The 23,189-nt window shown below is 68.9% G+C and carries 21 protein-coding genes and 1 pseudogene; 5 read left to right on the top strand and 17 right to left on the bottom strand.

Features of this window, described 5'->3' with window-relative positions; all coding sequences use genetic code 11:
- Positions 1 to 5: 5 nt before the first annotated feature.
- The 5 genes and pseudogenes from ACIBVL_RS27265 to ACIBVL_RS27245 form a co-directional block, all read right to left on the bottom strand.
- Entirely contained in the window at positions 6 to 1,007 is a 1,002-nt protein-coding gene (locus tag ACIBVL_RS27265) for a helix-turn-helix transcriptional regulator (RefSeq protein WP_399100782.1), read from the bottom strand.
- 130 nt (positions 1,008 to 1,137) lie between these two features.
- Positions 1,138 to 1,509 carry an FKBP-type peptidyl-prolyl cis-trans isomerase gene (locus ACIBVL_RS27260; protein WP_399100780.1) on the bottom strand — a complete coding sequence of 124 codons (372 nt, stop codon included), beginning with the start codon at positions 1,507 to 1,509 and terminating at the stop codon, positions 1,138 to 1,140.
- Between the two features lie 60 nt (positions 1,510 to 1,569).
- Positions 1,570 to 2,574 (bottom strand): FKBP-type peptidyl-prolyl cis-trans isomerase, encoded by a 1,005-nt coding sequence (locus tag ACIBVL_RS27255; RefSeq protein ID WP_399100778.1) that lies wholly within the window; start codon positions 2,572 to 2,574, stop codon positions 1,570 to 1,572.
- 130 nt (positions 2,575 to 2,704) lie between these two features.
- On the bottom strand, positions 2,705 to 4,066 hold the full coding sequence (gene pafA, locus ACIBVL_RS27250; protein ID WP_340382033.1) for a Pup--protein ligase: 1,362 nt from the start codon (positions 4,064 to 4,066) through the stop codon (positions 2,705 to 2,707).
- A 9-nt stretch (positions 4,067 to 4,075) separates the two neighbouring features.
- Positions 4,076 to 4,360 (bottom strand): annotated as a pseudogene (locus ACIBVL_RS27245) (MFS transporter); the annotation flags it as partial.
- Between the two features lie 231 nt (positions 4,361 to 4,591).
- On the opposite strand from ACIBVL_RS27245, the gene ACIBVL_RS27240 reads away from it, so the two are divergent.
- Positions 4,592 to 5,788, top strand: coding sequence for an MFS transporter (locus ACIBVL_RS27240; protein ID WP_399100776.1), 1,197 nt, complete (start codon positions 4,592 to 4,594; stop codon positions 5,786 to 5,788).
- 263 nt (positions 5,789 to 6,051) lie between these two features.
- On the opposite strand, the gene ACIBVL_RS27235 is transcribed toward ACIBVL_RS27240, so the two are convergent.
- Positions 6,052 to 6,414: a hypothetical protein gene (locus ACIBVL_RS27235; RefSeq protein ID WP_399100773.1), complete on the bottom strand. Its 363-nt coding sequence runs from the start codon at positions 6,412 to 6,414 to the stop codon at positions 6,052 to 6,054.
- Positions 6,415 to 6,584: 170 nt separating this feature from the next.
- On the opposite strand from ACIBVL_RS27235, the gene ACIBVL_RS27230 reads away from it, so the two are divergent.
- On the top strand, positions 6,585 to 7,601 hold the full coding sequence (locus ACIBVL_RS27230) for a LacI family DNA-binding transcriptional regulator (RefSeq protein ID WP_399100771.1): 1,017 nt from the start codon (positions 6,585 to 6,587) through the stop codon (positions 7,599 to 7,601).
- Positions 7,602 to 7,668: 67 nt separating this feature from the next.
- Here the strand turns inward: ACIBVL_RS27230 and prcA are convergent, their stop codons facing one another.
- The 6 genes from prcA to arc form a co-directional block, all read right to left on the bottom strand.
- Positions 7,669 to 8,409 (bottom strand): proteasome subunit alpha, encoded by a 741-nt coding sequence (gene prcA, locus ACIBVL_RS27225; protein WP_399100769.1) that lies wholly within the window; start codon positions 8,407 to 8,409, stop codon positions 7,669 to 7,671.
- A gap of 62 nt (positions 8,410 to 8,471) precedes the next feature.
- Complete coding sequence (prcB, locus tag ACIBVL_RS27220) at positions 8,472 to 9,317, bottom strand: proteasome subunit beta (RefSeq protein ID WP_399100767.1); 846 nt, start codon at positions 9,315 to 9,317, stop codon at positions 8,472 to 8,474.
- Positions 9,269 to 9,445 carry an endonuclease domain-containing protein gene (locus ACIBVL_RS27215; RefSeq protein WP_399101241.1) on the bottom strand — a complete coding sequence of 59 codons (177 nt, stop codon included), beginning with the start codon at positions 9,443 to 9,445 and terminating at the stop codon, positions 9,269 to 9,271. Before ACIBVL_RS27215 ends, prcB begins: the two co-directional genes overlap by 49 nt.
- Positions 9,446 to 9,791: 346 nt before the next feature.
- Entirely contained in the window at positions 9,792 to 10,010 is a 219-nt protein-coding gene (locus tag ACIBVL_RS27210; RefSeq protein ID WP_133913474.1) for a ubiquitin-like protein Pup, read from the bottom strand.
- Positions 10,011 to 10,208: 198 nt separating this feature from the next.
- The gene (dop, locus tag ACIBVL_RS27205) at positions 10,209 to 11,720 is read right to left on the bottom strand and encodes a depupylase/deamidase Dop (protein WP_399100765.1); all 1,512 of its coding nucleotides are present in this window, start codon (positions 11,718 to 11,720) and stop codon (positions 10,209 to 10,211) included.
- Between the two features lie 238 nt (positions 11,721 to 11,958).
- On the bottom strand, positions 11,959 to 13,725 hold the full coding sequence (arc, locus tag ACIBVL_RS27200) for a proteasome ATPase (RefSeq protein ID WP_399100763.1): 1,767 nt from the start codon (positions 13,723 to 13,725) through the stop codon (positions 11,959 to 11,961).
- A gap of 243 nt (positions 13,726 to 13,968) precedes the next feature.
- Between arc and ACIBVL_RS27195 the strand changes: the two genes are divergently transcribed.
- Positions 13,969 to 14,274, top strand: a complete 306-nt coding sequence (locus ACIBVL_RS27195) for a ferredoxin (RefSeq protein WP_399100761.1) — start codon at positions 13,969 to 13,971, stop codon at positions 14,272 to 14,274.
- 57 nt (positions 14,275 to 14,331) lie between these two features.
- Here ACIBVL_RS27195 and ACIBVL_RS27190 read toward each other — a convergent pair whose 3' ends face one another.
- The 3 genes from ACIBVL_RS27190 to ACIBVL_RS27180 all read right to left on the bottom strand — a co-directional run bounded on the left by ACIBVL_RS27190 (position 14,332) and on the right by ACIBVL_RS27180 (position 17,887).
- A complete protein-coding gene (locus ACIBVL_RS27190) occupies positions 14,332 to 14,910 on the bottom strand; it encodes a hypothetical protein (RefSeq protein ID WP_399100759.1) in 579 nt (192 codons plus the stop codon).
- 204 nt (positions 14,911 to 15,114) lie between these two features.
- Positions 15,115 to 16,017: a tRNA (adenine-N1)-methyltransferase gene (locus tag ACIBVL_RS27185; protein WP_399100757.1), complete on the bottom strand. Its 903-nt coding sequence runs from the start codon at positions 16,015 to 16,017 to the stop codon at positions 15,115 to 15,117.
- A gap of 58 nt (positions 16,018 to 16,075) precedes the next feature.
- Entirely contained in the window at positions 16,076 to 17,887 is a 1,812-nt protein-coding gene (locus ACIBVL_RS27180) for a site-2 protease family protein (RefSeq protein ID WP_399100755.1), read from the bottom strand.
- 174 nt (positions 17,888 to 18,061) lie between these two features.
- On the opposite strand from ACIBVL_RS27180, the gene ACIBVL_RS27175 reads away from it, so the two are divergent.
- Both ACIBVL_RS27175 and ACIBVL_RS27170 read left to right on the top strand, forming a co-directional pair.
- Entirely contained in the window at positions 18,062 to 19,024 is a 963-nt protein-coding gene (locus tag ACIBVL_RS27175) for a RecB family exonuclease (protein WP_399100753.1), read from the top strand.
- 14 nt (positions 19,025 to 19,038) lie between these two features.
- Entirely contained in the window at positions 19,039 to 19,710 is a 672-nt protein-coding gene (locus ACIBVL_RS27170) for a response regulator (protein WP_399100751.1), read from the top strand.
- Between the two features lie 73 nt (positions 19,711 to 19,783).
- On the opposite strand, the gene ACIBVL_RS27165 is transcribed toward ACIBVL_RS27170, so the two are convergent.
- A complete protein-coding gene (locus ACIBVL_RS27165; RefSeq protein ID WP_399100749.1) occupies positions 19,784 to 21,367 on the bottom strand; it encodes an ABC transporter substrate-binding protein in 1,584 nt (527 codons plus the stop codon).
- Positions 21,368 to 21,456: 89 nt separating this feature from the next.
- On the bottom strand, positions 21,457 to 23,064 hold the full coding sequence (locus ACIBVL_RS27160) for an ABC transporter substrate-binding protein (RefSeq protein WP_399100747.1): 1,608 nt from the start codon (positions 23,062 to 23,064) through the stop codon (positions 21,457 to 21,459).
- Positions 23,065 to 23,189: the final 125 nt, after the last annotated feature.

Here is a 23,189-nt window from a genome sequence, read left to right as displayed (position 1 = left end):
CCCCCTCAGCCCTTGGCCACGGCCCGTAGCCGGTCCACGACGTCCGCCCGCAGCTCGGCCGGCTCCAGGACCACCACGTCCGGCCCGAACTCCACCAGCCAGGCGTCCAGACCGTGCCCGTACGGAATTTCCAACTCGTCCCAGCCGTCTCCGAGTTCCCGCACCGCGGTCGCCCTCGCCCGCAAGGGGTATCCGGCGCCGGTACGCAGCCGGATCAGCGCGCTGCGGTCGGCGGTCTCCCCCGCCCAGCTCGCGACGGTCTCACGGACGGTGACGACATCGGGGACGGGCGCGGTGAAGCCCGCGCCGCGCGAGCGGACCTTGCCGGTGATCCGCGACAGCCGGAAGACGCGCTCGGCACCCCGGTCGCGGTCGAAGCCCGCCAGGTACCAGTGGCCGCGCCAGCACTCGAGGGCCCACGGCTCCACGTGCCGGGGCTCGGGATGGGCGGCGGTGGCCTTGCGGTAGTCGAACACGACCGGGCGGCGGTCACGGCAGGCGAGCATCAGCGGCTCGAACGCCGCCTCGTGCACCGGGATGCGGGGCTCCAGCGCGCCATGCGCCTCATAGGGGTCGACGTCCTCGGGCAGGCCGGCCGCGCGCAGCTTCTGCAGGGCGCCGCTGGCCGCGCCGGCGAGACGGGCCTGCTGCCACACCTTGGCTGCCAGGCCCAGGGCGGCGGCCTCCTCGGCGTCGAGGGTGATCGGCGGGAGGCGGTTGCTGTCCCGACGGGCGAGATAGCCGATCTCGCCGTCCAGGCTCTCCACGGTCTCGATGACCAGACCGAGCTCGCGCAGATCGTCCTTGTCCCGCTCGAACATCCGGTTGAACGAGTCGTCGCTGCCGGCCGCGCCGTGATCCGGCCTGGCGGCCCCACCCCTGCCCGGCCTCGAGGCCTCCACGTAAGCCTCGATGGAGTCACGCAGCTCACGCTTGCTCAACGGCCTGCGCGTCCCGAGCAGGCACAGCGCGAGGTTCATCAGCCGCTCGGCCTTGGCAATGGCCATCGACGCCTTTCGCCTCCCCTATGGTGCTTACGATCGACGACCGTACCGCTCCGCGGTCCCCCGGCAAAAGCCGAGGGCCCATGCCCGAGCAGGCATGGGCCCCAGGTGGTCGCGACCGGTCCTGCGACGATCAGACCCCGAGCAGGTCCACGACGAAGATCAGCGTCTCACCGGGCTTGATCGCCGGGGTGGGGCTCTGGTTGCCGTAGGCCAGATGCGCCGGGATGGTCAGCTGGCGGCGGCCACCGACCTTCATGCCCTGCACGCCCAGGTCCCAGCCCTTGATGACACGGCCTCCGCCCAGCGGGAAGCGGAACGGCGTGCCACGGTTCCAGCTGGCGTCGAACTCCTCGCCCGTGCTGAAGGCGACACCGACATAGTGGACGGTGACGGTCTGACCGGCCTGCGCAACCTCGCCGTCGCCCTCCCAGATGTCCTTGATCTCGAGGTCCGCCGGGGGTTCGCCGCCGGGGAAGTCGATCTCGGGCTTCTCGTTGCTCACGTCACTGCTCCTGCTTGTCTACGGAAAGGCAACACGCACAGTCTTACACCCCGGACGGGCTCACATCTTCGCGAGGATGTCCACCGAGAACACCATCGTGGAGTCCTTCTCGATGCCGCTGTTCGCCGGCGGGCTGTCGCCGTACCCCAGCGACGGCGGAATCACGATGACGACCCGGCTGCCCACCTTCTTGCCCGTCAGCCCCTGCGCCCAGCCCTTGACGACCTGCTGGAGCGAGAACGACGTCAGCGCGTTGCGCCCATACGTGGAGTCGAACTCCTTGCCGGTGTCCCAGACGACGCCCTTGTACTGCACGAGCACGCTGTCGTCGGCCCCGACCTCCTCGCCGTCGCCCTCGATGACGTAGTTCGCCACCAGCTTGGCCGGCGGGTCCGCCTTCGGGATGTCGACGGAGGGCGCCTTGCCGTCGGTGTTCGTGCCGACCTCGGGCAGCTTGGCGTCGTCCTGCGGGACGTCCTTGCCCTCGGCGGAGCTCTTGGAGTTGAACGTCGCCTGCAGATCCACCACGAACACCAGCGTGTCGGTGCCCTTGATGCCCGCCTGCGACTGCCCCGCCTTGCCGTAGCCCCAGGTCGGCGGCACGGAGAACTCCACCCGGCTGCCGGACTTCTTGCCGGTCAGCGCATACCGCCAGCCATCGATGATGCTGCCCTGCGCAAGCTGGATGACCAGCGGCGTCTTACGGTCGTAGGAGTTGTCGAACACCTTCCCGGTGTCCCAGATCTGTCCCAGGTAGTTCGCCTGAACGTAGTCGTTTTCCGCGACGACCTTGCCACCGCCCGCGATCACCGTCTTCACCGCGAGCTGGTCCGACGGATCACCGCTGCCCTTGGCCACGGTCGGCTTCTCGTCGAACTTCGTGCCCGCCGTGATGGCCGGCAGCGGACCGTCCACGATCTTCGGCGGGGGCGCCGCCGACGTGGCCGAGGCCGAGGGCGACGCGCTGTCGCTCGCCTTGCTCGAGTCGGACTTGTCGTCACCGCATGCGGAGAGCGTGACCAGTCCGGCGGGTACGGCGGCAAGAATGAGTGAGCGTCGGCGCACGATGAGGGCCTCGTAATCGGTCGATCTTGTGAAGGGCGTGCGCGCAACTCTACGGCGTGAGAAGGGCGCCGTACGGGAAACGTACGGCGCCCGCGTTGCGTTCCGGAAGATCCTCCCGGCCCGCGACCACTCACATACCGGCGATCAGCTTCTCCACCCGGTCGTCCACCGAACGGAACGGGTCCTTGCACAACACGGTGCGCTGCGCCTGGTCGTTGAGCTTCAAGTGGACCCAGTCCACCGTGAAGTCCCGGCGCTGCTCCTGCGCCCGGCGGATGAAGTCACCGCGCAGCCGCGCCCGAGTCGTCTGCGGGGGAACCGACTTGCCCTCGAAGATCTTCAGGTCGTTGCAGATCCGGGTCGCCTGCCCCTTGCGTTCCAGCAGGTAGTACAGGCCACGACGACGGTGAATGTCGTGGTAGGCGAGGTCTATCTGCGCCACCCGCGGATGCGACATCGTCATGTTGTGCTTGGCCCGGTACCGCTCGATGAGCTTGTACTTCATCACCCAGTCGATCTCGGTGCCGATCCGGTCGAGATCCTCCGCCTCGATCGCGTCCAGCGTACGGCCCCACAGCTCCAGCACCTGCTCGACCGTACCCGTGCGGATGCCGCGGCGCTCGCAGAAGTCCACGGCCTTCTCGTAGTACTCGCGCTGCACCTCCAGCGCGGACGCCTCGCGGCCGCTCGCCAGACGCACCTTGCGCCGGCCGGTGATGTCATGGCTGACCTCGCGGATCGCCCGGATCGGGTTCTCCAGCGTCAGGTCCCGCATCACCGTGCCCGCCTCGATCATGCGCAGCACCAGGTCGGTCGCTCCGACCTTCAGCAGCATGGTCGTCTCCGACATGTTGGAGTCGCCCACGATGACATGCAGCCGGCGGTAGCGCTCCGCGTCCGCGTGCGGTTCGTCGCGCGTGTTGATGATGGGCCGCGAGCGGGTCGTCGCCGAGGAGACGCCCTCCCAGATGTGCTCGGCCCGCTGGCTGACGCAGTAGACGGCCCCTCGGGGCGTCTGCAGCACCTTGCCCGCGCCGCACAGCAGCTGCCGGGTCACCAGGAACGGAATGAGGATGTCGGCGAGCCGGGAGAACTCCCCGTGCCGGGCCACCAGGTAGTTCTCGTGGCAACCATAAGAGTTGCCCGCCGAGTCGGTGTTGTTCTTGAAGAGGTAGACGTCGCCCGCGATTCCTTCCTCGTGCAGGCGTCGTTCCGCGTCCACCAGGAGTCCTTCGAGAATGCGCTCGCCGGCCTTGTCGTGGGTGACCAGTTCGGTCACATTGTCACATTCCGGTGTCGCGTATTCCGGATGTGATCCCACGTCGAGATAGAGGCGGGCGCCGTTCCGCAGAAAGACATTGCTGCTACGGCCCCATGACACGACACGGCGGAAGAGGTACCGCGCCACCTCGTCAGGCGACAGGCGGCGCTGTCCCCTGAACGTGCACGTGACGCCGTACTCGTTCTCCAGCCCGAAAATGCGGCGGTCCATGACTGAACATTACGCCCGATCCCCTGAACTGAAACGAGATTCGGCAGCACGGTTTGGATCATTTTCCAATGAAGCCGCAACCATCGCACTTCCCACGGGAGCCGCCAGTACCCGCCCCGTGACCAGCGAAACCACCGAGGACACATCGCCTGCGACACCCGGAACGGCGAACCCCGAACGGCGCCACGCGCCTCGACGACGGGCCCCCCGACACCCCTTCCCACCGACGCACACGGTGAATGTGGTCACCAGCCAGAACGCCTCCGTCACCGTCCCGCTCGGCGCGTGCCGGTCCGGCCCGACGGTGAACATCACCTTGGCCGCCATCACCGTTGAGCCCGGTTGACTCGAACCGGCTCGCCCCGCTAAGTGTTACGTATAACCTGCCCCCGTATCGCTGCCCGCTTTCCACCGATAGGGACGTTTAATGACGAACATCCTCAGCCCGGTCGGCCCCGTCGCCCCGGTTTCCAACGGGGTGGCAGGCGCCCTGTGAGTTACGCGAATCTCCTGCGAAGTCCACATGTGACCCGCCTGCTGGTGGGCACCCTTGTGGGACGGCTGCCGAGCGGGATGGCCGCCGTCGCGATCCCCCTGGCACTGCGCAACGCAGACGCACCGTACTGGTTCGTCGGATTGGCCGTCGGAGCGTACGCCCTTGCCACGGCCGCAGGAGGACCGTTGCTCGGCCGACTGGTGGACCGTGTCGGTCAGACTCTGGTGCTGCTGCCGTCAGCCGTGCTGGCGGGCTGTGGGTTCCTTCTGATCGCGGCGGCTCCCGGCCAGCAGGCTCCCGTTGTCGCCGGAGCCGTTGTGGCGGGAGCGGCGTCGCCGCCGCTGGAGCCCTGTCTGAGGGCGTTGTGGCCTACAGTCGTCTCCCCCCAGGAACTGGAGTCGGCCTACGCCCTGGATTCTGCCTCCCAGGAACTGATCTTCGTGGGCGGGCCGCTGATCGTTGCCGGCTGCGTCTCCGTCGCCTCACCTGTCACAGCCTTGTGGGCCGCCGCGCTGCTGGGACTCGTGGGTGCGCTCGTGGTCGCAACCGCTGAGCCCGCGCGGGCCTGGCGGGCGCCCGCTCGCGATCCCGACTGGCTCGGCCCGCTGCGCAGCCAAGGTCTCGTCGTCCTGCTGGTCAGCCTCACCGGCGTAGGCGTGGCGCTCGGTACGCTCAATGTGGTCGTCGTGGCGTACGCGGAGGATCACCGAATGCCCGGCGGTGCCCCGACGCTCCTGGCTCTCAACGCCCTCGGAGCCCTGATCGGTGGACTCGCCTACGGCGCCGTACGCCGCTGGTCGGAGCGGCCTGCGCGGCGGGCTCTGCTGCTGACCGTCGGGCTGGCACCGGGTTATGCGTTGCTGTGCCTGGTGCCCGCGCCACCCTTGATGTCCTGCCTGATGCTGCTGACCGGACTGTTCCTCGCACCCGTGCTGACGGTCTCCTTCGTCCTGGTCGGAGAGCTCGCCCCGGCAGGCACCACCACCGAGGCATTCGCCTGGCTCGTCACACTGATGACCTCGGGCATGGCGCTCGGATCCACCGTCGTCGGACTGGTCCTGGAGCACGGCGGCCCGAGATGGGCGGCGGCGTGCGGCGTGCTGGGGCTTGTGGTCGGCATCCTCATCCTCCTGGCCGGGCAGCGGCGGATGGATCCGGACCGGCATGCGCGCACCCCGGCGTCAGCCGACTCCACGGCCCCGTTCACGAGGTCATCGACCCGATAGCCCGCTCGGGGGAGTCTGGCCGCCAGGCGATGACGACCAGTTGAGCGCGGCGACCGGTTCCCAGAAGTCCGAACGGACCGTCGGCTCACCGCCCCCGACGTCGACGCGGAAGACCTGCAGGCGGCCGCCGCGCCGGGCTGCTCGGCAGCTGCCTGACCAGCCAAAAGGGAAGACGTCGCGCTGAAATGCCTCAGGGGCCCGTTGTCGGGACTTCCGGGCATGCGAAAGCGCCCGGCGACCGGGCGGAAGGGGATCGGCTGGTGTCAGGCGTTCGTCGCGAGCGCGCCGAAGCCCCGGGCGAGCCGCCCGACCGCCGCGTCCAGCAGGACGGACAGGTCCGCGTCCGGATCGGCCAGCCAGGTCTCGTGGGCCGAGAGCGCCGCGCCCAGGGCCGCGTGGCCGACCAGACGGGGGGGCATGGCCGAGGCGGGCAGGCCCGTGCGCACCGCCGCGAAATCGGTGATGATGCGGCGCCACGCGGGGAACCGCAGTGTCGCGCCCGCCTGGAGGGTGGGCACGGTGAGGATGAGCTCCATGCGCTGACGGTGCCAGGGCACGGACCCGCGGCTGCCCGTACAGGTCGGCCAGCCGGCCCACGAGCGTGCCGGTGAGCGCCGGGGCGGCATGCCTGGTCCTGAGGATCTCCCCGTATCCCGCGGCCGGGAATCCCGCCTCCGTCGGCTCGCCCGGGGTGATGAGCCCTCCGGAGGTTGTACGTATGACGCCGCATGTCATACGTACCATGTGCGCTGTCCACCCATCCAGACGACAGACCAGACGAAGGAGCGGGCCCACGGTGGCACGAGCCAGCACGCGCCCCACCAGCCGTGACGTCGCCCACGCCGCAGGCGTCTCCCAGGCCGCCGTCTCCCTGGTCCTCGGCGACAAATGGCGCGGCCGCGTCTCCGAGCCCACCGCCGAACGCGTACGCCAAGCCGCGCGCGAACTCGGCTACCGGCCCAACCTTGCGGCCCGCAACCTCCGCCTCGGCCACACCCGCACCGTCCTGCTCGTCGTCCCGGCCCTCACGACCGAATTCTTCGCCGGCGTCTACACCGGCGCGGCCCGCGTGGCCGCCGACCACGGCTTCGGCGTCGTCCTCTATCCCTCCCCCGAAGGCGTCGGCCCCGCCCGCGACCCCTTCGCCTCCGCCCAGGCAGCCCTCGACGGCGTCATCGCCTCCTCCATGGCCGCCGACGCCCTCACCGCCATCCGCGGCGACCAACTCCCCCTCGTCATGCTCGACAGCGACCCCACCGGCAGCCTCGGCGCCGCCACCGTCAACCTCGACATCACCGACGGTGTCCGCCAGGTCGCCGACCACCTGCTGGGTCTCGGCCACCGGCACTTCCTGCACCTCGCGGCCGACGTGCCGTCCTGGACCTTCGAGGTACGCGCGCGTGAGCTCGCCGAACGGGTCGGAGCGGTCCCCGGCACCTCCCTACGGACCGCCCACACCCCGCTCACCATCGAGGGCGCCCTGACAGCCACCGAGGCCGTGCTGGACGCCGCCCGCCCCCACCCCACAGCCGTGGTCTGCGACGACGACAAACTCGCCGCAGGCGTCTACAAAGCCCTGCGCCGCCGAGGCCTGCGCATCCCCGACGACGTCTCCGTCACCGGCGTCGACGACATCGCCCTCGCCGCCGCCCTGGACCCCGAGCTCACCACCGTACGACTCGACGCCGAGCTCTTCGGCGAACGCGGCATGCAAGCCCTCCTCGCCGTCCTGGACGGCCGCGCACCGGACGCCGGGGACATACCCGTCGAACTCGTCGTGCGAGCCTCCACGGCCCCACCAGGCGCCTGCTGAAACGCCCTGCGCCCCGGCCGTGTCGACGGCCGGGGCGCAGAAGGGGATGGAGGAGGTGGACGCGGCTCTACTCCTCCTCGTCGGAGCTCTCCGCCTCGGTCGCCGCACCGCCCGCCTCCAGCAGCCGGGCGAGCTGACGACCCACGATCCGCTTGAACTTCCGCTTCTGCGGCCGCGTACGGTCCAGCACCGCGACCTCCAGACGCTCCGCCGGAATCTCCCGCTGCGAGCCGTTCGACTCGCGCGACAGTGCCTGCACGGCCAGCTTGAGCGCCTCCGCGAGCGTCATGCCGTCCTGGTGGCGCTGGTCCAGGTAGTTGCTGATCAGCTCCGCGTTGCCGCCCACCGCGACCGAACCGTGCTCGTCCACGATCGACCCGTCGTGCGGCAGCCGGTAGATCTGGTCACCGTCCGGAGTCTCACCCACCTCGGCGACGACCAGCTCCACCTCGTACGGCTTCTCACCCGCCGAGGAGAAGATCGTGCCCAGCGTCTGCGCGTAGACGTTCGCCAGACCACGGGCGGTCACGTCGTCCCGGTCGTAGGTGTAACCCCGCAGATCGGCGTACCGGACGCCACCGATCCGCAGGTTCTCGTACTCGTTGTACTTGCCGGCGGCCGCGAAACCGATCCGGTCGTAGATCTCGCTGAACTTGTGCAGCGCACGGGACGGGTTCTCGCCGACGAACACGATTCCGTCGGCATACTGCAGCACGACCAGGCTGCGGCCACGGGCGATGCCCTTGCGCGCGTACTCCGCGCGATCCGCCATCGCCTGCTGAGGTGAGACATAGAACGGCGTCGACACCGGTTATCCGTCCCTTTCTGTCGAAGTCACTGGATCACCTGGAACAAGAACGGAGCCGACCGCTACAGCAGGGCGGCACGCGGGCCGTCCGGCTGCTCCAGACGGCGCGCCAGGATCGAGCGGGCGATCTCGGCGGACTCGTCGTCGTCGAGCCGACGGAAACCGTCGTCGGTGATCACGGTGACGATGGGGTAGATCCGGCGGGCGACATCGGGACCACCGGTCGCCGAGTCGTCGTCGGCCGCGTCATAGAGAGCCTGGACCACGAGCGTCGTGGCCTCTTCCTCGGACAGGTCGTCACGGAACAGCTTCTTCATCGCCCCGCGCGCGAAGATCGAGCCGGAGCCGGTGGCGGCGAAGTTGTGCTCCTCGGAACGGCCGCCGGTCACGTCGTACGAGAAGATCCGCCCCTTGCCACGGTCCACATCGAACCCGGCGAACAGCGGCACGACCGCCAGCCCCTGCATGGCCATGCCCAGGTTGGACCGAATCATGGTCGACAACCGGTTCGCCTTGCCCTCCAACGAGAGCTGCGCCCCCTCGACCTTCTCGAAGTGCTCCAGCTCCAGCTGGAACAGCTTCACCATCTCGACGGCGAGACCGGCGGTGCCGGCGATACCGACGGCCGAGTACTCGTCCGCCGGGAAGACCTTCTCGATGTCCCGCTGCGCGATGACGTTGCCCATGGTCGCCCGCCGGTCACCGGCGAGCACCACCCCGCCGGGGAAGGTGACGGCCACGATCGTCGTCCCGTGCGGTGCCTCGATCACACCCTGCGTCGGGGGCAGCTGCCGCTTGCCCGGCAGCATCTCCGGCTGGTGCTCGGAGAGGAAGTCCATGAAGGACGAGGACCCAGGCGTCAGGAAGGCAGCTGGTAGACGCCCGATGCTACGAGTGTTGGCTTCCACGGAGTTCCTTCCAGGTAAGCGGCTGCCCGACGAACAGCGTCGGGATCGTCTCCCAACTTGCCGATGGCCGAATTGCAGTTGAAGCACAGTACGCCACGGACCCTACCCGTCTCATGGCAGTGATCCACATGTAAGGCCGGAGCTTTCAGGCAGATCACGCGGAGCCCCCTCCGAGAGGCCGTGGCTTCGCTTCAGATGTCGCTCACGCCCCACTGTCGCCCGGCACGCCTTGCAGCGTGTCGACAGTCCATCGGGGACCGATGCCCTGCTATGCCACTCGCTCCAGTGCGTAACCTCGTCACGGCCCAGGCAGCCCTGGGCTTCCCTGCGACGCCGGTAGGCCTCCGACCCGCATTCGCGGCAACGGTCCTGAAGCCTGTCGGGCTTGGACCTGTTGGCCGCGAATGCACCGGTGGGAAGAGCCCGTTTGTCCGCCGAGCACCGCTTCCCGGCACTCGAATCGAACATCTAGGGCTATTCCCCACCCTTCTGGACAAAGGACCGCACGAAGTCCTCGGCGTTCTCTTCGAGCACATCATCGATTTCGTCCAGGACGGAGTCCACGTCGTCGCTCAGCTTCTCGTGGCGCTCCTTCAGGTCCTCCGAACCCTGCGCCTCGGTTGCCTGCTCCTCGACCTCCTCCGTGGACCGCGTCGCCTTCTGCTGGCCGCCGCCGGTGTCCTTGGTCGCCATAACCCTCACCCCGCTCAGTTCGCCCGACATGGTCGACAGGTCGGCTTTCCTGCCGATCGGTGATGATCAGACCCTACAAGGCGGGTCTGACATCGGCCCGGTACTTGTTCCAACGTACGAGGGCCATCTCGATGATTCCCTTGCGGCGGGGTTTCCACCCCGCCGCCCGGTGCCGTCCGGTGCCTTCCGTAAGCCTGCTCAGCCGCCCGACAGGACCCTGACCAGGTCTTCTGCGGTGCGGCAGCGGTCCAGCAGCTCCTTGACGTGATTTCGCGTTCCGCGAAGAGGTTCGAGGGTTGGAACGCGCTGGAGCGAGTCCCGTCCCGGCAGGTCGAAGATGACCGAGTCCCAGGAGGCGGCGGCGACGTCGTCGGCGTACTGCTCGAGGCAGCGGCCGCGGAAGTACGCGCGCGTGTCCTCCGGCGGCTTCGCCTTCGCCCGTTCGACCTCGTGGTCGCCCAGGAGCCGCTTGATGCGCCCGCGGGCCGCGAGGCGGTTGTAGAGGCCCTTCTCGGGCCGTACGTCGGCGTACTGGAGGTCGACGAGGTGCAGGCGCGCGGCGTCCCAGTCGAGGCCGTCACGGCGCCGGTAGCCCTCCATGAGCTCTCGCTTGGCCACCCAGTCCAGTTCGCCGGCGAGGCTCATGGGGTCGTTCTCCAGACGCGTGAGGGTGTCCTCCCAGCGTGCGAGGACGTCCTTGGTCTGGTCGTCGGCGTCGGAGCCGAAGCGCTCCTCCACGTATTTGCGGGAGAGCTCGTAGTACTCCATCTGCAGCTGGACCGCGGTGAGTGTGCGGCCGCTGCGGAGGGTGACCAGGCGTTGCAGGGTGGGATCGTGGGAGACCTGGTGGAGGGTGCGGACGGGCTGGTCGACCGCCAGGTCCACGGCGATGAAGCCGTCCTCGATCATGGAGAGGACGAGGGCGGTCGTGCCGAGTTTCAGGTACGTCGAGATTTCCGAGAGGTTGGCGTCGCCGATGATCACGTGGAGGCGGCGGTATTTCTCCGCGTCGGCGTGCGGTTCGTCGCGGGTGTTGATGATGGGGCGTTTCAGGGTCGTCTCGAGGCCGACCTCGACTTCGAAGTAGTCGGCGCGCTGGCTGAGCTGGAAGCCGTGTTCGTGGCCGTCCTGGCCGATGCCGACGCGGCCGGCGCCTGCGAAGACCTGGCGGGAGACGAAGAAGGGGGTGAGGTGGCGCACGATGTCGGAGAAGGCGGTTTCCCGCTTCATGAGGTAGTTCTCGTGCGTGCCGTAGGAGGCGCCCTTGTTGTCGGTGTTGTTCTTGTAGAGATGGATGGGCTGGGCGCCCGGAAGCTGGGCCGCGCGTTCGGCTGCTTCGGCCATGATCCGCTCACCGGCCTTGTCCCAGAGGACGGCGTCCCGGGGGTTGGTGACCTCGGGGGCGCTGTACTCGGGGTGTGCGTGGTCGACGTAGAGGCGGGCGCCGTTGGTGAGGATCACGTTGGCGAGGCCGATGTCCTCGTCGGTGAGCTGGCTGGCGTCGGCGGCCTCGCGGGCGAGGTCGAAGCCTCGGGCGTCCCGTAGCGGGTTCTCCTCCTCGAAGTCCCAGCGGGCTCGGCGGGCCCGGTGCATCGCCGCCGCGTAGGCGTTGACGATCTGGGATGAGGTGAGCATGGCATTGGCGTTGGGGTGGCCGGGGACGGAGATCCCGTACTCCGTCTCGATGCCCATTACTCGCCGTACGGTCATGCGGCCCTCCTTGCCCGGCGGCACCCTCGGTCGTGGGCGCCGCTCAGATACCGGTGGTGCTCCGGTGCGGGTGCGGTGCCCGTCCTCCTCGCACTGCGCAACCCGGCGGTACGGAAGAGCCTAGAACGCCTCTGCGCTGGTGGGGAGATCATTTGCTTCATTGCCTTGCTCCAGCCGTGGCCCTGAAAAACAGTCGGCTGCGGGTACCCGTTGAGGGCACCCGCAGCCGCCCTGCTTATTACAGGTACTGTCCGGTGTTTGCCACCGTGTCGATGGAGCGTCCGGTGTCTGCGCCCTGCTTTCCGGTGATGAGGGTACGGATGTAGACGATCCGTTCGCCCTTCTTTCCGGAGATGCGGGCCCAGTCGTCCGGGTTGGTGGTGTTGGGCAGGTCCTCGTTCTCCTTGAACTCGTCCACGCATGCCTGGAGGAGGTGGGAGACGCGCAAACCCTTCTGGTTCTTTTCGAGGAAGTCCTTGATCGCCATTTTCTTGGCGCGGCCCACGATGTTTTCGATCATGGCGCCGGAGTTGAAGTCCTTGAAGTAGAGGACTTCCTTGTCGCCGTTGGCGTAGGTGACTTCCAGGAAGCGGTTCTCCTCGGATTCGGCGTACATGTGTTCCACGGCCGTCTGGATCATGCTGGCGACGGTCGTGGCCTTGCTGTCGCCGTGCTCGCCGAGGTCGTCGGCGTGCAGGGGGAGGCGTTCGGTGAGGTACTTGCCGAAGATGTCCTTGGCGGCTTCGGCGTCGGGGCGCTCGATCTTGATCTTCACGTCGAGGCGGCCGGGGCGCAGGATGGCGGGGTCGATCATGTCCTCGCGGTTGGAGGCGCCGATGACGACCACGTTCTGCAGGCCTTCCACACCGTCGATCTCGGCCAGCAGCTGCGGGACGATGGTGTTCTCCACGTCCGAGCTGACGCCGGAGCCGCGGGTGCGGAAGAGGGATTCCATCTCGTCGAAGAAGACGATGACGGGGGTGCCCTCGCTGGCCTTCTCACGGGCTCGCTGGAAGACGAGGCGGATCTGGCGCTCCGTCTCGCCGACGTACTTGTTCAGGAGCTCGGGACCCTTGATGTTGAGGAAGAAGCTCTTGCCGGCGGCCTGGCCGGTGACCTCGGCGACCTTCTTGGCCAGCGAGTTCGCGACGGCCTTGGCGATGAGCGTCTTACCGCATCCGGGGGGCCCGTAGAGCAGCACACCCTTGGGTGGCCGCAGTTCGTGCTCCTTGAACAGGTCGGGGTAGAGATACGGGAGCTCCACGGCGTCCCGGATGGCCTCGATCTGTCCGCCGAGGCCGCCGATCTGCTCGTAGCCGATGTCGGGGACCTCTTCGAGGACGAGTTCCTCGACCTCGCTCTTGGGGACGATCTCGTAGACGTAGCCGGAGCGGGGTTCGAGCAGGAGGGCGTCGCCGGGGCGGATGGTGACGTCCAGCAGCGGCTCGGCGAGCCTGACCACCCGTTCCTCGTCGGTGTGCCCGATGACCAGGGCGCGCTCGCCGTCCTCGAGGATCTCCTTGAGGGTGACGATGTCCCCGACCCGCTCGAATTTCATGGCCTCGACCACGTTGAGCGCTTCGTTGAGCATTACTTCCTGGCCACGCCGCAGGTCGTCGAGTTCGACGCTGGGGCTGACGTTCACCCGTAGCTTGCGGCCGCCGGTGAAGATGTCGGCTGTGCCGTCCTCGTTCGCCGTGAGGAAGACACCGAAGCCGGCCGGAGGCTGCGCGAGCCGGTCGACTTCCTCCTTGAGGGCCACGATCTGGTCGCGGGCCTCACGGAGCGTGTTGGCGAGTCGCTCGTTCTGGGCGGACACGCCGGCCAGGTTGGTCTGCAGCTCGACGATCCGCTCTTCGAGAATCCTCGTGTGTCGCGGAGAGTCGGCGAGCTTGCGTCGCAGGACGGCGATCTCCTGCTCAAGGTAGGCAATCTGCCCGGCCGGGTCGTCGGACCCTCGTCCCGGGCGGATGCCGCGGTTCATGTCGTCGTCGTGGGCTGCCACGGTCCTCACCTCCTCCAAGGGGAGCTGGACGCTTCCAGACCCTACCTGGGCGGGTGTCGATTGAAACCCCTAGATCACAAAGACTGTCGGGGTGTGTCCGATCTTCACCCTTGCGCTCTCCCTCACGCCAGGGGAATACCCACCGAACATGATTGGAAAGCGGGCGGGGGTAGGGTCGAAGTGTTCAACACCCGTCAGAGCCTGCATCGTTCCCGTGCGGCTCGACACTAAACGGCAGGAGAGATGAGCGTGCAGCAGGAGGTCGGTGTCGGCGGCGAGGCCCTGGAGGTCTGGATCGACCAGGATCTCTGTACCGGCGACGGCATCTGTGCCCAGTATGCGCCCGAGGTGTTCGAGTTGGACATCGACGGTCTGGCGTATGTGAAGAGCCCTGAGGACGAGCTCCTGCAGGCCGTTGGGGCCACGACGCCGGTGCCGTTGCCGCTGGTGGGTGACGTGGTGGACTCGGCGCGGGAGTGTCCCGGCGAGTGCATTCACGTACGGCGCGTTTCGGACAGCGTCGAGGTGTACGGGCCCGACGCGGAGTGACCGGTCGGGCACGTGCCGTGATTTCTGTCTGATTTCTCACAGCCGGGGTGGCCTGATTCAGACGCTGTGGGCGCCTGCGGGTGTCGAGCGGATGAACCTCTGGTCCTTCCACTGCCACTTGGCGCTGTCCTTGACGTCGGGGCAGCAACTGGGCACGTCCGCCGACGAGTAGCCGAGGAGCGTGGCGAGGACGGCACCGTCGGTGACGGAGATGCTCATGACGTTGGTGCGGGCCTTGGGATCGACGAGGGTGGCGACCACGCGCGCGTGGGTACTGTGGGCACCCTGGGTGAGGACGTAGACGCCGTCGGGCGGCGTGCCCATGGGGGCGTCGCAGTGGACCACGGCGACGGTTTCGGGTCTGCCGTCGCCGTCGAGGTCGCCGCTGGCCTTCTTGCTGACGAGGGCCTTGACGGGGCCGCATTGGATGGGGAAGTCGATGCCCGTGGTGCCGGGGGCGGCGGTGGTGACGGGCGCGGGCCGGGTCTGCGGGCCGGAGGCCTGGGCCGCCGTCGCGGGTCTGGGCTGCACGAGCGAGGAGAGGGCCACGACGCCGGCCACGGCGGTTGCGGTCGCGACCCAGTGGATCGGCCGGGTGTGGGTGTGTGCCAGTTCCGGGACGGCGGATTGCTGCACTAGGAGCGTCTCCTGGGGTGGCTGAGCCGGTGGGGGGGTGGCCAGCATCGTGCCACACGTCACAGGGCGGGGGAACGGCGGGGTGCGGGATGTCGTACGTCCGTTATGCGGGTTTTCAACGGAAGGGCGCCGTGGCCGAGTTCCGGAGGTGTTCCGGGAACTCGGCCACGGCGCCCTGTCGTTGTCCGTGGCACCAAGACCGTGTCAGCGGCCGCTGCCTCCGTCGGCGTTGGGTCCGGCGTAGTCCTCGCCGTAGGCGCCCTTGGCGGGGCGGCGACGGCGCATGGGCGGTTCGACGCCGTCGGCGAGGCGGCGGGCGGTGAGGAGGAAGCCGGTGTGGCCGATCATCCGGTGGTCGGGGCGGACGGCCAGGCCTTCGATGTGCCAGTTGCGGATCATCGTCTCCCAGGCGGTCGGCTCGTTGAAGCAGCCGATCTCGCGGATGGACTCGACGGTCCGGGCGAGCTGGGTGGTGGTGGCGACGTAGCAGCACAGGATGCCGCCGGGGACGAGCGCCTTGGAGACGGCCTCCAGGCATTCCCAGGGGGCGAGCATGTCGAGGATGACACGGTCGACGTCGGTGTCGGACAGATTGTCCTGAAGGTCGCCCACGGTGAGCTGCCAGGCGGGGTGGGGGCCGCCGAAGTAGCGCTCGACGTTCTGCCGGGCGATCTCGGCGAAGTCCTCGCGGCGCTCGTAGGAGTGCAGCATGCCCTGGTCGCCGATGGCGCGCAGCAGGAAGCTGCTGAGCGACCCGGAGCCGACGCCGGCCTCGACGACGCGGGCGCCGGGGAAGATGTCGGCGAAGGCGAGGATCTGCCCCGCGTCCTTGGGGTAGACGACGGCTGCCCCGCGGGGCATGGACAGGACGTAGTCGGGGAGCAGGGGGCGCAGCGCGAGGTAGGCGACGTTCCCGGTGGTGCGGACAACGCTGCCCTCGGGAGCGCCGATCAGTTCGTCGTGCGGGAAGGAACCCTTGTGGGTGTGGAAGTTCTTCCCGTCCTCGAGCGTGAACGTGTAGTGGCGGCCCTTGGGGTCGGTCAGCTGAACCTGGTCCCCGACCTTGAAGGGCCCGCGCCTGCGGGCGGCACCGGTCGGTTCGGACATGTGAACAGCCTACCGGCGTTTGCGGAGGCCGCCGACCACCGTTTCGGGAGACCGGTTCTCAGTTGGGGCGGGCCATGGCCTTGACGAAGGCGCGCTCGACGTCGGCGGCGGAGAGGACGCCGTAGATCTCGCCGGTCTCCTCGACGACGAGGTATTCGGTGGCGGGGGTGGCGCGCAGGACGTCGAGGAGGTCCTCGCCGGCGAGTTCGGCCGAGACGCGCATGCCGTCGGTGAGGTCCTGGGCCAGGCCGCTGACGGCGACCCAGGGGCGGCGGTGCTCGGGGACGCCGACGATGGCGGCCTCGCGGACGAGGGAGAGGGGTTCGCCGTGGGCGTCGACGACGACGAGGGCGCGGGCACCGGCGTCGTTGGCGCGGCGGAGGGCCTCGGAGAGGGGGGTGTCGGTCTCGACGGGGACGGCGCGGCGGGTGAGGGTGCGGGCGCGCAGTTCGGGGAGGTGCTCACGGAGGCGGGCCATGCGCAGGCTGTTGCCGGCTCCGGTCCAGATGATCGCCGCGAGGATGGCGGCGAGCAGGGCGTCGGTGACCGTGTCCATGCCGACGCTGTCCTCGGCGCTGGAGCCGAGGGCGCCGGACTGGGTGAGCAGGGGCAGGCCGATGAGGACGGAGACGGCGAGGGCTCGGCCGACCCAGGCGGCGGCGACGGTACCGCTCATGGGTCTGCCGGTGATCTTCCAGACGACGGCGCGGAGCATGCGGCCGCCGTCGAGGGGGAGGCCGGGGAGGAGGTTGAAGATGGCCACGATGAGGTTGGAGACCATCAGGCCGGCGAGCAGGACACCGGGGACGGTGCCGGGCTCGACGGGCTGCATCGCGAGGTAGAAGACGCCGGCGAGGGCGAGGGAGAGCAGAGGGCCGACGAAGGCCAGCCAGAACTCGCGGCCGGGGGTCTCGGCCTCCTTCTCGATCTCGGAGACGCCGCCGAAGAACTGGAGCTGGATGCGGCGGACCGGGAGTCTGAAGCGGAGGGCGGCGACGGTGTGGGCGAGTTCGTGGATGAGGACGGAGGCGTAGAAGGCGACCGCGAAGAAGAGGGAGACCAGGTAGCGGGCGGCCCCGAGCTCGGGCAGGACACGGTCGAGCTGCCCGCCGAACACCCAGGTGATCAGCGCGGCGACGAGGAACCAGCTGGGCGCCACGTAGACGGGCACGCCGAAGGGCCGCCCCATGAGCAGCCCACCACGCGGCTGCTCCGGGGGGCGCTGCGGCGGGGGCCCCTTGGTGAGGGCGGGTGTGGGCGCGGTGGTCTCGGCCGGACTCGGCTCGTGCCCACCCGCGTGCGCCCGCGCCCGCTCCTCGTGCGCCTCGTGCGTGGGAGCGGTCGGGGCCGGGGGTTGGGCTGGGGCGTCGGGAGCGGTCGCGGGCGCCGCGTCGGCGTCGGCGTCGGCGGTGTCCGCCTTCGGCTCGGGTGCCTCGCCGCCCGCGGGCTCCCTTCCCGCGGACTCGCCGCCCGTCGCCTTCGCGGCCGGGACCGGGGAGGAAGCCGCCTCGGCCGGGGGTGCCGAGTCCGGCTCGGCGGCTGGCGTCTCCGACGGGGTCGGCCGGGGGTCGTGGCCGTCGGCCGGTTCAACCGCCGCGTCCGGCAGGCTCGGCCCGGAGCCGTCGGCCTGCTCACCCTCCGCCCCCGTGGCCGGCGTCTCCGGCGGGGTCGGCCCGGGGGCGGCGGGCGGGGCTTCCGGTTCTTCGGTGGTCGGGGGTGCGGGGGGCCTCTCGGGCTGGTCGTGGGCGTCTCGGGTGGGCTCGCCCGGGGGTCGCTCCGGCGCGGGGGGCTGGGGCGTTGGTGTGGCGGGGTGCTCGGCCGACTCTTCGTTGTCCGGCCGCGGCCGCCCGGTCCCGCCGCTTTCCACCACGGTGTCCCCTCGTTCGAAGCGTCTTCCACTCCTGCGGGCGGAAGGTCTCGTGACCGATGGTATGCGGCCGTCGTGACGTGTTCCGCCCCGGCACCCCCGGTGTTTCCCGGGTGGTCGCCGCGGGTGCCGGGCGGGGGTGGGTGACTGTCAGTGGCGGGCCGTATGGTCTGGGGCATGGAGAGCACGAGTGAGGGCGTCGGCGGGACGGGCGACGAGGGTGTGGTCGTGGAGGACACGGCCGGTGCGGGGGCGGTGGTCGTGCCGGAGGCGGTGGTGGAGGCCGTCGCCACAGCGCCCTCCTCGCTGTCGCCCTCGCGGGCCGGTGACTTCATGCAGTGTCCGTTGCTGTACCGGTTCCGGGTGATCGACCGGCTGCCGGAGAAGCCGAGCGCGGCGGCGACCCGGGGGACCCTGGTGCACGCGGTCCTCGAGCGGCTGTTCGACGCCCCGGCGGCGGAGCGGACGGCGCCGCGGGCCAAGTCGCTGATCCCGGGGCAGTGGGACCGGTTGCGGGAGTCGCGGCCGGAGATCGGGGAGCTGTTCGCCGACGATCCGGACGGTGAGCGGCTGGCGGGGTGGCTGGCGGAGGCGGAGGGGCTGGTGGAGCGCTGGTTCTCGCTGGAGGATCCGACGCGTCTGGAGCCGGCCGAGCGGGAGCTGTTCGTGGAGGCGGAGCTGGAGTCGGGGCTGCGGCTGCGCGGGATCATCGACCGGGTCGACGTGGCGCCCACCGGCGAGGTGCGGATCGTCGACTACAAGACGGGCAAGGCGCCCCGGCCGGAGTACGCCGAGGGCGCGCTGTTCCAGATGAAGTTCTACGCGCTGGTGGTGTGGCGGCTGAAGAACGTGATTCCCCGGCGGCTGCAGCTGGTCTATCTCGGCAGTGGGGATGTGGTGACGTACGACCCCGTCCTCGCCGATCTGGAGCGGGTGGAGCGCAAGCTGCTCGCGCTGTGGGAGGCGATCCGGCTGGCGACGGAGACGGGTGAGTGGCGGCCGCGGCCGACGAAGCTGTGCGGCTGGTGCGATCACCAGGCGCACTGTCCGGAGTTCGGCGGCACTCCCCCGCCGTATCCGCTGCCGGTGAGGGCGGCCGAGTCCCGTGGTGAGCCGCAGGGCAGAATGGGGCCGGACTAGCGAAGGAGACTTACGTGGCCATCCGCGTCCTACTGGTCGACGACCAGCCGCTGCTGCGTACCGGCTTCCGGATGATCCTGGAGGCCGAGCAGGACATCGCGGTCGTCGGTGAGGCCGGAGACGGTCTGCAAGCCCTCGACCAGGTGCGGGTGCTGCAGCCCGATGTGGTGCTCATGGACATCCGTATGCCCCGGATGGACGGGGTGGAGGCGACCCGGCAGATCACCGGGCCGGGGCGGGACGGACCGGCGAAGGTCCTGGTACTGACGACCTTCGACCTGGACGAGTATGTGGTGGAGGCGTTGCGGGCGGGGGCCAGTGGGTTCCTGCTGAAGGATGCCCCGGCCAATGAACTGGTCCAGGCGATCCGGGTGGTGGCGGCCGGTGAGGCCATGCTGGCACCGAGCATCACGCGCCGGCTGCTCGACAAGTACGCCACACATCTGCCGTCGGGCGACGAGCCGGTGCCGGACACCCTGCACACGCTGACGGATCGTGAGGTGGAGGTGTTGAAGCTGGTGGCGCGGGGCCTGTCGAACGCGGAGATCGCCGCCGACCTGTTCGTCAGCGAGACGACCGTGAAGACGCATGTGGGCCATGTGCTGACGAAGTTGGGGCTCCGGGACCGGGTGCAGGCCGCGGTGTACGCGTACGAGAGTGGTCTGGTGCGCCCGGGCGCGCAGTAGGACGTTCGGGTACGACGCGTAGGGCGCCCCCTGGTCGAGCGGGGGCGCCCTGCGTCGTTCTCGCGGGGGTCCGTCAGCTCTTGCTGAGTTCCCAGAAGCGGAACACGGTGGAGGCGTCGAGGCAGTTCTCGAGGCCGTAGGCGTTCTCGCTGACGACCGCGTACTGCTTGGCCTGCCAGAGCGGCAGGACAGGAAGTTCGTCGGCGACGATGTCCTGGAGTTCGGCGTAGTCGTCGTCGGTGGCGGAGCGGTCGCTCTGGGCGGCGGTGCGGGGGATGAGGGTGCCGGTGATGGTGCTGTTGGCGTAGTTGTTGCCGAGGACGTTGCCGTCGCCGAAGAAGGGCGCGGTGAAGTTGTCGGCGTCGGGGTAGTCGGGGACCCATCCCTTGACGTAGACGCCGTACTTGCCGGCGGCGATGTCCTTCTCGTACTGGTCGAAGGGGACGGATTCGACGTCGGCGGCGAAGAGACCGCTGGCGTTGAGCTGGGCGGCGATGGCCTTGAGTTCCTGGTCGGTGGCGGGGCCGTAGCGGGTGGGTGTGGACCAGAGCGTCAGCTTGACCTTGCCGGTGATGCCCTCGTCCTGGAGTGCGGCGGCGGCCTTGGCGCGGGAGGGGTGGGCGCCGTAGCGGTCGAAGAAGGCGGTGTTGTGGCCCGCTATGCCGGCCGGGACGATCGAGTAGAGCGGGTCGGCGGTGCCCTGGTAGACGTCCCTGATGAGGGCTTCGCGGTCGATGAGGTGGGCGATGGCGCGGCGGACGCCGAGCTTTCCGGCGACGGGGTCGTCGGTGTTGAAGACGAGGTGCTGGACCTCGGCGCTGCTGCCTTCGACGACCTCGGCGCCGGTGTCGCCGGTGCTCTGCTGGATGTCGGCGATGTCGGTGGCGGTGAGGCCGCGGTAGGCGATGTCGATGTCGCCGTCGAGAAGGGCCTTCTTCAGGGCCTTCTGGTCGCCGCCGAAGAACTTCAGGGTGACGCCCTGGTTCCGGGTGTCGCCGGCGGAGCCCTTGTAGGAGTCGTTGACGGTGAAGACGGCCTGGTCGTCGTCGAAGGAGGCCAGTTCGTAGGGACCGGAGCCGACGGCGCCGCCGTCCTCGCGCAGGCCGTCGGCGTCGTACTCCTGGTGGTCGACGATGGAGCCGGCGCCGGAGGCGATCTTGCTGGGGAAGGTGGCGTCGGGGACCTTGAGCTTGAAGACGACCGTCTTGGCGTCCGGCGTCTCGACCTCGTCGAGCATGGGGAACATGAGGGCGGGGCCGGAGTCGTCGTTGATCTTCAGCATGCGGTCGAAGGAGAACTTGACGTCCTCGGAGGTGAGGTCGTCACCGTTGGAGAACTTCAGGCCGTCCTTGAGGGTGCACCGGTACGTCTTGGCCTGCTGGTCCGTGAAGGAGCACTCCTTCGCGGCGTCGGGCTCGGGTTCGGTCCCGCCGTTGGGGAAGCTGAGCAGCGACTGGAAGACGTTGTTGAACAACATCCAGGATCCCGGGTCGTAGCCGGAGGCCGGATCCGTGGCGAGGACGTCGTCCGACATCCCCAGCACCACGGCGGTGCCGTCGCCGTCCGAGCCCCCGGTCTGGGTGCCGCAGCCGGTCAACAAGCCGGAGGCCAGCCCTGCCACGATCGGCAGAACCGGCCACTGGTTACGCATGTTCACGAAGTACCTTTGTCGATTGGTTCATCTCACCGGGACCGCCGTCCAGGGCCCCGGCCACAAAAAACGTATCAGCCGACCGCAGCAGCCTCTCAGTTGCTCACGCCGCGGCCGAGCTCCCACAGCTGCAGGGTGGCCGAGGAGTTGAGGGCGTACGCCGTGCCCGTGATGTCGGTGCTGGCGGCGACGTACTGCTTGCCCTGCCACAGCGGGAGGATCGGGACGTCGTCGGCGACGACGTCCTGGATCTCGGTCAGGCTCTTGGCCGCGCTGAGGCGGTCGGCCTCGCGCCGGGAGTCCGGGATCAGGTTGTCGATGATCTCGCTGTTGGCGTACGGGGACTTGAGGAAGTTGTCCTTGTCGAGGAACGGCGCGACGAAGTTGTCGGCGTCGGGGAAGTCCGGGAACCAGCCCATGCCGTAGACCGCGTACTTGCCCTTGCGCTCGGCGGGGACGAACGTGTCCCAGAGGGAGCCCTTGAGGGTGACGTCGAACAGACCACTGTCGTCGAGCTGCTTCTTCAGCAGCTCGAACTCCTGCTTGGTGGCCGGTCCGTAGTGGTCGGTGGTGTAGTTCAGCGTCAGCTTCACCGGGGTGGTGATGTTCGCCTCGGTCAGCAGCTCCTTGGCCTTGCTGACGCTCGGGTCGCCGTACTTGTTGAAGAAGGAGTTGGAGTGACCCGTGATGGAGGCCGGGACGAGCGAGTAGAGGGCATCGGCCTGGGAGCCGTAGACCTGCGAGACGAGCTCGTTGCGGTTGACGACCTGGGCCATCGCCTGGCGCAGGGCCTTCGACTTCACCACGGGGGCGTCGGTGTTGAAGGCCAGGTAGCGGATCTCGAGGCCGGCGAGTTCGACGAGGTCGATGTCGCTGTCGGCGGCGGCGTCGGAGAGCTTCTGGATCTGCTCCGGCGACATGGTGCGGGTCATCAGGTCGATGTCGCCCTTTTCGAGGGCGGTGCCCATGTCGTCGGCGTCGTCGTAGGACACCATGTCGACCTGGTCGTTGTTCACCTTCAGTGTCCCCTTGTAGTTGGGGTTCTTGGTGAACACGGCCTTGGTGACGGCGTCGCCGTCGGTCTCGGCCTTGAGGGTGTACGGGCCGGAGCCGTCCACTTCGAAACCGTCGCGCAGCTTGTCCTTCTCGTAGTCGTCGGGGTTGACGATGCCGGCGACCGGGGTCGTCAGCTTGTACGGGAAGGTGGCGTCGGCGGTCTTGAGGTGGAAGATGACTTCGTTGTCACCCTGCGTCTCGACGGTGTCGATGGTGGAGAGCAGGGCGAAGACGCCGGAGTCGGCCTTGATGGCGCGGGCACGGTCGATGGAGAACTTGACGTCCTCGGCGGTGATCGCGTCGCCGTTGGAGAACTTCAGACCGCTGCGGAGCTTGCAGGCGTAACGCTCGTTGCCGCTGTCGGTGAAGCCGCAGGACTGGGCCGCCTCGGGGATGGGGTCACCCTCCCCCTTGGGCACGATCATCAGGGTCTGCACGGTCTGGCGCAGGATGTTCCAGGTGCCGACGTCATAGGCGTAGGCGGGATCGAGCGGTGCGGGCGCGGCCTTGGTGGCGGTGAACCGGTCGGTGGTGCCTACGACGATGGCGTCGCCGCTGCCGCTCCCGCTGTCGGACCCGCCGCAGGCGGCGAGTACGGGCGCGAGCAGGCCGACCACAGCCGGCAGCACCAAAGTCTTGCGGTTCATGCTCGAGTTTCTCCAGAGCTGTCGAGTCCGTGTATCACGCATGCAGGGGTGTCGCAGCGGATCACGGGGATAGGGGTGATGTTCTCGCGACGAGATTAGTCCGCACCAGCACGAGCGTTGACTGC

Source organism: Streptomyces sp. NPDC049687 (assembly GCF_044465285.1).
Classification (GTDB): domain Bacteria; phylum Actinomycetota; class Actinomycetes; order Streptomycetales; family Streptomycetaceae; genus Streptomyces.
The sequence above is the reverse complement of the archived record's forward strand: the minus strand, read 5'-3'. Positions and strand labels throughout refer to the sequence as shown.

What these genes read in the sequence shown, in the direction of transcription:
- ACIBVL_RS27185 (WP_399100757.1), bottom strand. Translation starts at nt 16,017, where the DNA reads ATGTCCGAACCGACCGGTGCCGCCCGCAGGCGCGGGCCCTTCAAGGTC.
- pafA (WP_340382033.1), bottom strand. Translation starts at nt 4,066, where the DNA reads ATGGACCGCCGCATTTTCGGGCTGGAGAACGAGTACGGCGTCACGTGC.
- dop (WP_399100765.1), bottom strand. Translation starts at nt 11,720, where the DNA reads ATGACCGTACGGCGAGTAATGGGCATCGAGACGGAGTACGGGATCTCC.
- ACIBVL_RS27265 (WP_399100782.1), bottom strand. Translation starts at nt 1,007, where the DNA reads ATGGCCATTGCCAAGGCCGAGCGGCTGATGAACCTCGCGCTGTGCCTG.
- ACIBVL_RS27160 (WP_399100747.1), bottom strand. Translation starts at nt 23,064, where the DNA reads ATGAACCGCAAGACTTTGGTGCTGCCGGCTGTGGTCGGCCTGCTCGCG.
- ACIBVL_RS27195 (WP_399100761.1), top strand. Translation starts at nt 13,969, where the DNA reads ATGAGCGTGCAGCAGGAGGTCGGTGTCGGCGGCGAGGCCCTGGAGGTC.
- ACIBVL_RS27175 (WP_399100753.1), top strand. Translation starts at nt 18,062, where the DNA reads ATGGAGAGCACGAGTGAGGGCGTCGGCGGGACGGGCGACGAGGGTGTG.
- ACIBVL_RS27210 (WP_133913474.1), bottom strand. Translation starts at nt 10,010, where the DNA reads ATGGCGACCAAGGACACCGGCGGCGGCCAGCAGAAGGCGACGCGGTCC.
- ACIBVL_RS27235 (WP_399100773.1), bottom strand. Translation starts at nt 6,414, where the DNA reads ATGCCGCCCCGGCGCTCACCGGCACGCTCGTGGGCCGGCTGGCCGACC.